Below are 11,520 nucleotides of genomic sequence, written 5' to 3' on the forward strand. Positions count from 1 at the left end.
GAGGCCTGTTATCATCACCAATGACAGTAGCATCAAGGATAGCGGCAGAAAAACGACTCTTGCCGCTGATTCTTGACTCAGTGGCTCCATCAAAGCATCTCCTTTCCGCTCCTCTCCAGGGAAGTGTTTCTGATCCAGCTGTAGTTAGCTGCCTCAGGTTCGTACTCAGTCCTCTCGGTGACATAAGGGCCGCTTCCGGTTTCTCTCACCACCATCTTCACCTCGTTTTGGCCCGACGGCGGATAGCCAAACTCGCCCTCTGCAGTCATTATGCCTGTGATAGAGCCATCGGACTCGACTCTGTACCCAAAAGAAGCCACAATCATTCCGGTTTCATCTTTCAGGATGATGTTTCCCGCAGTATCGTTAAGGGTGATGGCGCTGTTCAAGAAGACATCCGTCTCGTTGCTCTCGCCCCTACCAAGATGGATATTGATCCTCTCGTTAGGGCCAAGGGTGAGATCAGGCAGAGTTACGGACTGGTTGCTGCTGCCGTTCCTACCGTCACTGACATCAAGAGTCCAGCCGTTGAGGCTTTGGGCAGCTGCTCGGCTATTGGCTACTACCACGAACTCGTCCTCGCCTGTGGCCATAATCCTGGTGATGGCCAGCATTTTAGGGGTTGAAGAAGGCTTAGCGTCGCTCTCCTTCTGGACGTTGTACCCCAGATCCACAACCCTGGTGGAAGCCTCGTTCGCTTCCTCCTCCGCGGTTAGCAGGCTGCGGAGATGGTTATCTAGCTCCCCAGCCCTGGCATAGGCCTCGTCCGCCTCGGCCCGTCGGCCCAGCGCCTTCAAGACTTCTCCCTTGTAAAGCCAACCTGTCGGCTCTTGGGGATCAAGCTCTGTGACCTTCTCAAATGCCTTCAATGCCTCTTCGTTATTGTTCTGCCCCATGAAGTTAAAGCCCTTAAAGGTCCAGACCTCTGCTAATTTTCGGCTTGAATTGGCTGGGATCATCTCAATGGTTTCATCAAAAGCCTGGTCGGACTCGTTGTACCTACCAAGCATAGAGAGAAGCTCCGCCCTCTGCCAGTGAAAATCGATATTCTCGGGATTCAGCTCAACTGCCCTGTCTACGGCATCGAGCGCCTCGCCGGTCCTGCCCATCCACCTGAGAATAAAGCTTTTGTTGAGCCAGGCTCCAGCATTCTCTGGATAGATCTCCAGTACCTGATCGAAGTAGTCCAAGGCTTTTTCGAGGCTTTCATTGGCCTCTTCCCTCTTTCCAGGGCTTTTTTCACTGCCCGACAGCACAAGGAATGCCTCTCCTTTGCCCTTCCAGGCTTCTGCCAGCAGAATTTTATTCGAGCCCGCAGCCCCAATGGCCTTTTCATAAGCCTCAGCTGCTCCTTCAAAGGATTGGCTTCTGAATAGAGCCCTGCCAGTTTGAACCCAATCATCTGCAATTTTCACCTGTGCAGTCTCTTTAGAATTGGGGAAGCCATAATCCGCCCAGTTTGTGCTCAAGGCCTGCAGCGCCTCATCATGCCTGCCCAGAGGCTTTTCCTCGGGCGAGAAGCCTTTGCCACTGGTCGGCCTCTGCCAGGCTGCGGTGAAGTCCGAGTTGACCATCATGATATTCTCGATGGCTCCTGTGGACTGGTTGCGCCATGCTGAGGTGGTCCTGACAATCTGACCGTCTGCAATCCAGGCATTATGGTAGATGTCCGTACCTTTTGCCCACCACAGGCCCATGATGCTCTGCTTATCTTTGGTTGGCAGCAGATTGAGAGCGCTGTCAAAGGCTTCCACTGACTCGTTATATCTGCCCAAGGAAACGAAGATGTCTGATTTCCTTATCCAGGCACCAATTGCCTTCGAGGAATTCAGCTCGATGACCCTATCGTAAGCTTGTAGCGCTTCATTGCTCCTGCCAAGGTTGTCCAGGCTTTCGGCCTTCAGCCACCAGGCTTCAGCATCTTCGGGATCTTCTTCAAGGCTGCCATTCAAAACCTCGACTGCTCTCTCGTAAGCCTCCTTGGAGTCGCTATATTTTTCCAGGCTCAGCAGGGCATTGCCCCTACCAATCCAGGCCCTGGCCGACTCCGGATCGATCTGAATGGCCTTCTCGTAAGCCTGAAGAGATTCGTTGTAGGCTATGGCCGCCTCTTCAGCTTTATCTGGGCCCATCAGAGACTCGGCCTTGGACTTCCCAAGCCACGCATCCGCAACTGCCAAAGCGGCAGAGGAGTATCTGTATGTCGGGTCCCGTTCAACAGCACGGAGGACCTCATCGTAGGCCTGAACAGATTCGTTATATCTGCCCTGGTCTCTTAAGGCTGCACCTTTACCCGACCAGGCCGTTGCACGATTGGGATCGATCTTTAGGGCCCGGTCGTAAGCTAAAACAGCCTCTCGGTTCCTGCCTAAGCTCCTGAGAGCATGGCCCTTGCTGGTCCAGGCTCGGGCATCGGATGGGTCCAGCTGCAGGGCGCGGTCGTAGGCCTCTATGGACTCATCATATCTGCCCAGATCATTGGACAGAATCTCGCCCATCATCTCCCAGGCCATCACATACTCCGGAGTTATTTTCGTGGCATTGTTTAGAGCTGTAATTGCCTCCTCATACCTGCCCTGCTCCTGGAACAGAATTGCTTTGTTAACCCAGGCACCAGAGTTATTGAGATTCACTTCGATGCTTCTGTTCAGTTGCTCTATTGCCTTCTCGTATCCTGCAGCGGCTTCATCGCGTCTCCCCAGCTCTTTCAGTACTCCCGCTCGATTCTGCTGGGCCTCCTGGCCCACGAAATCCGGATCCAGGTCGATGACCTTGTCGTAGTTCTTTACGGCCTCCTTCAGCACAGCCCTGGATTCCTCAATCTGGCCTCTGGCTGCCAGATCCTGGCCCATATGGGAGAGAGCGACAGCCTTTCCTTCGTAAGCCTGAGCCAGGTTTCTGCTATCGTTGGTGGGTGCAAGCTCGATGGCCTTATCATATGCAGCTAAAGAATCGTTGTACCTGGCGGAGTCGTTGTTGAACGTGGCCAGATCGTCGCAGATCACTCCCTTGCCTGCCCAGGCCTCTGCAAATTTAGGATCAATCTCCAAAGCTCTGTCGAAGGTCTCTATTGCCTCTTCAAAGATCTGAATGCGCTCCTGGCCGCGCAGCCCGTTGACAGCCTGTCGCAAGGCAAAACCCTTCCACAACAGGTAGGTAGTGTTCTCTGGATCAAGCTCGATGGCCCTGTCGTAAACCTGGAGGGACTCATCGAATCTGCTCTGGTTCTGAGTGATCACCCCGGCTAAGTTCAGGCCGGAGGCTTTGTAAGCCCAGAGGGTGGCGTTCTCGGGATCGAGCTCTATGGCCTTATCGACCGCCTGAAGTGATTCTTCGAGAGATCCGTTGTTGTAAAGATCCAGGCTCTTTTCATACCAGTAATTTGCGCTCTTCTCGTCTTCCGCTACAGCGCCGATGCAGAGTATGGCCAGCGAAATCATAGCGAGAGCAAATCTTACTCCTACTACTATCATCGATGGCTTCTTGGCGTCTAATGTCTTTTTTCGTTTCATTTTTTCACCCACATCTCCTGTTTTTATTGCTCATGTTTGAGCGGCAATCATGTTTTTCAAAAAAATAGCCCGGATTATTCCTGATACCCTAACTTCCTGGCCACACGAAAAGATAGGTCGGCTTCAGAGAACTGGCCGAGGGCGCTCTGTGCCAATCCCTTGCCATGCCAAGCACGGCCAAATGCCGGATTGAACTCGATGGATTTGTTGTAAGCCTCTAGAGCGTCCTCGTTCTTCCCTAACGCTAGCAGAATATCGCCTTTGCCATTCCAGGCCTCAGCAGGGAATACTGGAACAGAAGATGGAGCGATCTCCAGTGCCCTGTCTAAGGCTTCTATGGCCTCATCGTACCTGTTTAGTTTGATGAGGGCATAGCCTTTTATGATACAAATGCCGCTGGCATTGCCTGCATCTTTCTGGATAACCTCATCAGAGATCTCCACAGCCTTCTCAAACGCCTTCAAGGCATCATTATGGTTATCCATTTTAGCCAAAGCATTTCCTTTTTTGTACCAGACTTCAGCCCATTTGGGATCTATCCGAAGGGCCTGATCGTAAGCCTCAATGGATACGTTGTATCTGCCTAGCTCGGAGGCCATATCGCCTTTCATGCGCCAACTGTGCCTGTCTCCGGGGCTTAATTGAGCATACTTTTCAAATGCTTCGAATGCCTCCTCTTCCTTGCCTAATTCCGCGAGGGCAAAGCCTGCGCTATTCCATGTTCGAGCAAGCTTTGCAGTATCGCTAGCAGGTATCAGCCCAATAGCCTGGTTGAAGGTTTCCTTGAACTCATCGTAATTGCCTTTGATAGCGAAGTCATATCCCTTAATTAACAGGGCATCTGCCAGCCTCGGCGTATGGTTCAGCTCTATGACCTTCTCGTAAGCCTGCAGAGCCTCGTCACTTCTACCAATCCCATAAAGTACGTTGGCCTTGGACCACCAGGCTTCTCCATCTTTCGGATTCCTCTCTGTGCTCAGGTTGAGAATCTCCAGGGCCTTCTCAATGGCATCGAGCGATTCCTCTTGTCTTCCCAGGCCGATCAAGGCATCACTTTTGGCCTCCCATGCTCTGGCATCCTGAGGGTTCTTCTTCAGATCATTGTCAATGAGATTCAGAGCCTTCTCATAGGCCTTTGATGACTCGCTACCATTGCCCATTATTCCCAAGGTTATGGCGATGCTTAGCCAGGCACTGGAGTTCTCGGGATCCAGCTGTATGACCCTCTCCATGGCCAATACCGACTCCTCCAAAGAGTCGTTTTCAAAAAGCTCAGTTCCTTTTTTATACCAGTCGTCAGCAGTGTTCTCCTGCAGCTCATCTTTGTTACTATGATTATGAGCTAACTCCGGCCCGATCTCCGTCCTCTCGGCGATAAAAGGACCAACACCCGCTGCCTTCTGCACCATCTTCCCCTGATAACCAGTCCCTGGATACTCAAGATCGTTTTCAGCTGTGCCTGAGTAGTGAGTGACCTGGTGAGCGATCGAACCATCCAGCTTGGTCCAGTAGTCCAATGAGGCTACTTTCGCTCCTGAGCCGTCTCTCAGGGAGACGCTTCCGACAGTGTCATTCAGCCCCAGATTGCTGTCCAGGAATAGGTCTGTCTCATTCTCCTGGCCGCTTCTCAGGTGAACCCTGACGGCTTTCCCTGGCAGAAGGGAATATTCCGGCAGCGATACTTTTGATCCCTGAATCTCCAGGCTCCAGTTCTGGAGACTGACGGCCTCCTTCAGGTTGTCGGCGATATCGATGAAATCGTCTTCCTTGGGATTGATTTTGGTTATGGTCAGGCAGGGAGGCCAGGCCTGAGGCTGCGCTTTTGGCTGGTTGAAGGTGTACATTTCCCAATTAAGGCTTGACCCCATGAGTGAGCCTCCATGTCTGCCTGGATCAACCGCCTTGCCTTTTAGCTGCAAGGCTGCAATATAATCGGAGTTGATCTGCTCTATCTCATCGAAGGACTTTGAGGAGATATTGTACAATCCGATAGAGACCCTGTGGATCTGGCCGTTAATGAGCCAGGCTTTTGTGAATATAAAGGTGTTCTCGCTCCGCCGCTGGAATCCTAACTGCGACTCGGATTTGTTAGCGGGAACCAGAGCCATTGCCCTGCTGAAGGACTCTACCGATTGGTTGTACCTGCCCTGAGCCGCCAGGATATCTGACTCCCTTATCCAGGCTTCCAGAGCGTGGGATGAGTTCAACTCTGCCACCCGACCGTAGGCCTCCAGTGCTTCCTCGCTCTTCCCAAAGAGATCCATCTCCTCTGCCCTCAGCCATAAGGCCTCCTGGTCTTCAGGGTTCTCCTGGAGCCTCTGGTCTATGAGCTCCATGGCCTTCTGAATTGACTGGTTAGCCTCCGCTCCGTGGCCCATGCCCGCCAGGGCCATTCCCCTATGATGCCAGGCAGAGGCATTCTGCGGGTCCGTCTTCAGGCCCTCGTCGAAGGCGCTTATTGCCTCCTCATTCCTGCCCATGTCAAACCAGTCCTCTGCGCTGTCCTCCTGCGCTAGGGCACAGGCGCAGAGCATGGCTACCGTTAACAACGCGATGGCAAATCTTGCTTTCATTCACAAACCCCCATTAACTTTACAAAAATGCTATGGTCATTCCTCATACCCCAGCTTCTGTGCCACTAGAAGCGACATGCTCGCGTTGTGGGTTTGGCCCAGCGCCCTCTGCGCCTCTCCCAGCCCGTGCCAGGCTGTGCTGAAATTGGGGCTCATATCTATGGCCTTGTTGTACTCCTCCAGAGCCTCCTCATTCCTGCCCAAAGCTCTGAGAGCATCTCCCCTGGCAATCCATGTGGTTATGTGAGTTAATCTTGGCTCGACGCTCGGAGTGGTTTCAAGGATATGGTCATAGATGGCTATGGCCTCATCGTACCTTTCCAGATTGAAGAGCACTCGGCCTTTCGCCTCCAGGAGGCTGACATCGCCCGGGTTCTCTGCTATCGCTTCATCATAAAGCTTCAGGGACCTCTGGAAGGCATCTGTTGCCTCCTCATTCCTGCCTGTCTTGTTCAAGGCTGATGCTTTGGAGAACCAGGTCTGTGCCAGCTCTTCGGTGTTGTTCTCTGCTGCCAGCTCGATTGCTTTATCATAGGCCTCCAAGGACTCGTTGTACCTCTTCATCTCGACGAGAAGGCTGGCCTTCCACTGCCAGTTGCCGATATCCTCCGGATTCTGCCCGATGGCCTCATTGAAGGCTGCCAGAGCTTCTTCCTTTCGATCAAGCTCTGTTAAAATAAATGCCTTGAAATGCCACCAAGTGCTGCTCCTGGGATTTAGCTCCAAAGACTTATTGACCGCCTCCAGGGCATCTTCCCATCTGTCCACAGAGGCCAGGTTCTCGCTCTTGGAGGCATAAGCCAGGGCAAGCTCATCTGTATCGTTGGCAGGTATCAGGCCGATGGCTCGATCGTATGCTTCAACCGACTCATTGATGTCCCCTATGCCGCTTATAACCTCAGCCTTTCTCCACCAGACATTGTAATCCTGCGGCTTGAGTTCAGTGACTTCATCGTAGGCCTCATGGGCCTCATCCCATCGACCTAGGTTCAGGAGAACATTGGCCCTGCCCATCCAGGCGTCTGCATCCAACTGGTTCCTCTCTATTCTCTGGTCGAAGACTTCCAGTGCCTTCTCATATGCCTTGATGGATTCTTCGTTCCTGTTCAGACTGTTCAAGGCACTGGCCTTTTTTTCCCAGGCCTCGGCATCGCTCGCATTCTTCTTCAAGTCCTCATCCAGAAAGGAGAGAGCCCTCTCGTATTCCTTGGCCGACTCATTCGCCATGCCAACTACGCTTAGATACCAAGCCTTGCGGATCAGGACGGTCTCATTTTCAGGCTCTATATTCAGAGCCTCGTCCAATGCTGAGATGGCCTCTTCGAAGGAGCCGTTGTGCGTCAGCCCTTCAGCCTTGTCCATCCAATAGTCTGTGGTATTTTCCTGTGCAGTGACACAAGCACATAGTCCTGCGACAGCCAGCATGCCCAGAGCAACAGCCCACAGCCCTCTGCATTTGTGTCTTTTCCCCACTCGACGTTTGTTCAATTCAATCACCCATTTTCGATGCAATAAAAATTATTAAGGAATCACTTTTCGTATCCCAGCTCCTTTGCCTTTGCGAAGGCGGCATCTGCGTCTGATGTGCGGCCCAGCGCCTGGAGAGCAATGCCCTTTTTGTGCCAGGTCTGTGCACCCATAGGCTCCGACGGGTAGTTCTCGATGGCATTATCGTAGGCAATGACCGCCTCATCGTATTTTCCCCAGGCGCTTAGCGCATCTCCCTTGCTGCCGTAAGCGTGAGCTATCAGCGCCTGCGAGGAGTCGGGATTCTGTTCAACGACTTTATCGTATGCAAAAGCGGCCTCTTCATATCTTCCCGACTGGTTGAGGGCATCGCCCTTTGCGAGCCAGACAAAGGCGGAGGCTTGCAGGTTCAGCTCTATGGCTTTGTCAAAGGCTTCAAAGGACTCGTTATACCTTCCCAGTTTTGCCAGGGCCGTTCCCTTGCCGCTCCAGGCATTGCTCAGCGATTCATTGTCAATTGCATTTTCGCCATCAAGATCGATAGCTTTATCGTAAGCGAGCAGGGCCTCCGCAGATTTGTTCAGCCTAGTATCGAGAACTGATGCCTTGTAGGTCCAAGCTTCCTCATTCATCGGGTCAAGCTCAAGGGCCTTATCAAACTCCTTGATGGCTTCTTCGTACAGGCTCTCATTCTTGTGCCCGCTCAAATCGGCCAGGTTGGCGATGAAAAAGCCTTTGTGAATATGCAATGTGGAGTTTCCTGGATCCAGTTCAATGGCTTTGTCCTGCGCCTTGAGTGATTCGTTGTACTGGCTGCGGTTGCCGTCAAAGGAGGCTGCAATGCCGAGGCTTGAGGCTTTAGCGTCCCAGAGCGTAGCATTTTGGGGATCAAGCTCAATGGCCCTGTTGAGGGCTTCGACAGATTCTTCATATGATGCCTTCTTGAAAAGTTCCTGACTCGTTTTATACCAGCCATCAGTTTTTTCCTGCATTCTATTGGCAGCTAAAGCTGCAAATTCGGCTCTTGTCTGTAAAAAGCCAATACTGTTGTCTCTGAACAACCAGGTGGAAGCCGGCCTTGAAACAATCTGCTGGATGAAATCAAATTTCTTTGTAGACTTGTTATAGCTGCCGATGGTTACTCTGAGGATCTTATCATCATCCCGCCAGACGTCCGTACGTAGAATAGAGTTCCCTTGATCTGAGACAACACCCCCTGCCCAGCTGGCATTGTCAGGCATCAGTCTAATTGCTTCATTGAAGGCTTCCACCGATTCGTTATAGCCGTTAGCTTTTGCGAAGAGTATGTCGGCTATCCTGATCCAGGCACCCACCGATTTGCTGGAGTTCAGCTCTATGACTTTTTCATATGCCTTGATGGCAGCATAATCCATGTACAGAGCCTCGTAGCTTACAGCTTTTTGCCACAACGAATCTATATCTTCCGGATTCTCCTCCAGCCTCTGGTCTGAAATCTCTATTGACCTTTCCAGGGCACCTATTGCCTCCTCATTTCTGGCAAGGCCGGCCAGAGCTACACCCATTGCCTGCCAGGCTTTCGCATCCTGAGAATCATCCTTCAAGGTCCCATTGGTCGCATCGAGAGCCTTCTGGAAATATTCCCGAGATTCAATCTGATTTCCCAGAATTTGAGATACCTGGGCCTTGCCCAACCAGGCACTGGCATTTCCGGGGTCCAGCTGCAGGGCGTGGTCATATCCCTGAACGACATCCTGGAAGGGATTGCGTTCCGATATGTTCCCACTTATTCCAGTCTGATTAACCGACATACTCTCCGCCATAGCAGAGGCGCAGAGCATAGCTATCGTTAGCATTACGATAGCAGATATCTCTTTCATTTACAAACCTCCTTCATTGGTCGAAAGCGGCTCCTGACACAAGTCCCGTGATCAATGAGAAGCTCTCTCCTCTGCTTCCCGGATTTATGGGCCTGATCTCGATATTCCATATACCCTTTGCGGGATTTCTGAGGAAGTAATAGTCGTAGTTCGTGCCAGTGACGTGTTTTATATTCTGACGGTCGCTATCCGGGAAAAGCTTGCTCCCATCAGGCTTGATCAGGGTAACGCTGAAGGGATTGCTCTGCCAGGCGAGGCCCACCATCTCGGCGCTCCCAGCTGCCTGACTTATTCCCTGGGCTGCAAGAGCGGCCTGATCGTAGCCGAGCTGTCTTGAGAATATAAGGGGCTGTCCGGCAACATATGTAACTCCATTCTCTACCTTTGCAGAGCCGATGGCTGTGACTGCCGTTCCCCAGGGCAGATTTATGGATGATCCGGGTGGAATCGTGTAGCTGCTCGGGGCAGCCCGAGGTGAGGAAATCGTCTGACAAACGCCGTTCACACACCTCTTTCCAGCTCCACAGACCACGGGTGTATGAGAGCACCCCCAATACGGATCACACTCATCGATTGTGCAGGGATTCCCATCATCGCAGTTCCTCCGCAGATGCATACATTTGCCCCGGCCGTCACAGGCATCGATAGTGCAAGCATTGCCGTCATCGCAGTTCTTTCCCTTATGGTAGCATTCTCCATTCACACAGGAGTCGACAGTGCAAGGATTGCCGTCATTGCAGTTCTTTTGGCTATGAGTGCATTCTCCATTCACACAAGAGTCGGCAGTGCAAGGATTGCCGTCATTGCAGTTCTTTTGCCTATGAGTACATGTCCCGTTCTCGCAGGAGTCGGCGGTGCAAGCATTGCCATCATCGCAATTTCCTGGGGTGTGAACGCATTCGTTTCCATTCCATGTATCGATGGTACAAGCGTTGCCGTCATCGCATTTCTTTGAAGAATGGACGCACACTCCATTCAAACAATAGTCTATTGTGCTCTCGTTTTGATCATCGCAGTCTTTCTGCTTATGAGCGCATACCCCATTCTCGCAGGAATCGATTGTGCAGGGATTGTCATCATCGCAGTTTACGGGAGTATGAACGCATTCTTTTCCATTCCAGGCATCTGCAGTGCAGGCATTGCCATCATCACAGAAATGAAGGAGGGCAGAGGACTCATTTCCAGTAATGGATTCATTGGTGCTGTTCATGGAGATTTCTGAGCTTTGCAGAATTGATGAATTCCCTTGTGTCGGCATTGATTCTATGAAGGAAGTATTAGCGTTCATATTTGGCAGAATTCCCGTATTCTGATTGCCGGATTCAGTGGAATTAATGATTCCAGATACATCAGCTCTAGCCGGGCCATTTATGCTTGAATTATTTGATGCCACATTGTTTTCCAAAATCCAGGTTGTCTTTGAAGCATTGCTAGCGAGATAGGTCCCGGATTCCCCCGATTCACTGCTATTTATCGGAAAGCCTGTTACCCTGGTTCCACTTGTATTCGTTTGGGAACTGTTTGTAACTTGGAAGCTGGCGGTTTCTGGACTCGTGATCTCCGGAGGATTGGTTATGTCGGGACTGCGGTTCTCTGAGGGACTGGTTATGTCAGGACTGGAGATCTCCGAGGGACTGGTTATGTCGGGACTCGTGATATCCGGGGGACTGGTTATGCCGGGACCCGTGACCTCCAGAGGATTGGCTATGCCAGGACTTGTGGCCTCAGGGGGACTGGTTATGCTGGGACTGGTGACCTCCAGAGGATTGGCTATGCCAGGACTTGTGACCTCGGGGGGATTGGTTATGCTGGGACTTGTGACCTCCGGAGGATTGGTTATGCTGGGACTTGTGACCTCCAGAGGATTGGTTATGCTGGGACTTGCGACCTCCGGGGGATTGGCTATGCCGGGACTGGTGACCTCCGGAGGATTGGCTATGCCGGGACTGGTGACCTCCAGAGGATTGGTTATGCTGGGACTTGTGACCTCTGGGGGATTGGTTATGCTGGGACTGGTGATCTCCGGAGGATTGGCTATGCTGGGACTTGTGACCTCTGGGGGATTGGCTATGCCGGGACTAGTGATATCTGGGGGACTGGTTATGCCGG

Annotated in this window: 4 protein-coding genes and 1 pseudogene; all 5 read right to left on the reverse strand. The window is 52.0% G+C overall.

The window, feature by feature from the left end; translation table 11 throughout:
* Positions 1–89 precede the first annotated feature (89 nt).
* Positions 90–3,512, reverse strand: coding sequence for a tetratricopeptide repeat protein (locus BP822_RS12420; protein WP_013720729.1), 3,423 nt, complete (start codon positions 3,510–3,512; stop codon positions 90–92).
* A 74-nt stretch (positions 3,513–3,586) separates the two neighbouring features.
* Positions 3,587–6,085 carry a DUF3856 domain-containing protein gene (locus BP822_RS12425; RefSeq protein WP_083804749.1) on the reverse strand — a complete coding sequence of 833 codons (2,499 nt, stop codon included), beginning with the start codon at positions 6,083–6,085 and terminating at the stop codon, positions 3,587–3,589.
* A 36-nt stretch (positions 6,086–6,121) separates the two neighbouring features.
* The gene (locus BP822_RS12430) at positions 6,122–7,582 is read right to left on the reverse strand and encodes a tetratricopeptide repeat protein (protein ID WP_394296214.1); all 1,461 of its coding nucleotides are present in this window, start codon (positions 7,580–7,582) and stop codon (positions 6,122–6,124) included.
* A gap of 32 nt (positions 7,583–7,614) precedes the next feature.
* Entirely contained in the window at positions 7,615–9,411 is a 1,797-nt protein-coding gene (locus BP822_RS12435) for a tetratricopeptide repeat protein (RefSeq protein ID WP_013720726.1), read from the reverse strand.
* Positions 9,412–9,424: 13 nt separating this feature from the next.
* Positions 9,425–11,520, reverse strand: a pseudogene (locus BP822_RS12440) (hypothetical protein); the annotation flags it as partial.

It is taken from the genome of Methanosaeta sp. UBA458, from assembly GCF_002496085.1.
Taxonomy (GTDB): domain Archaea; phylum Halobacteriota; class Methanosarcinia; order Methanotrichales; family Methanotrichaceae; genus Methanothrix; species Methanothrix soehngenii.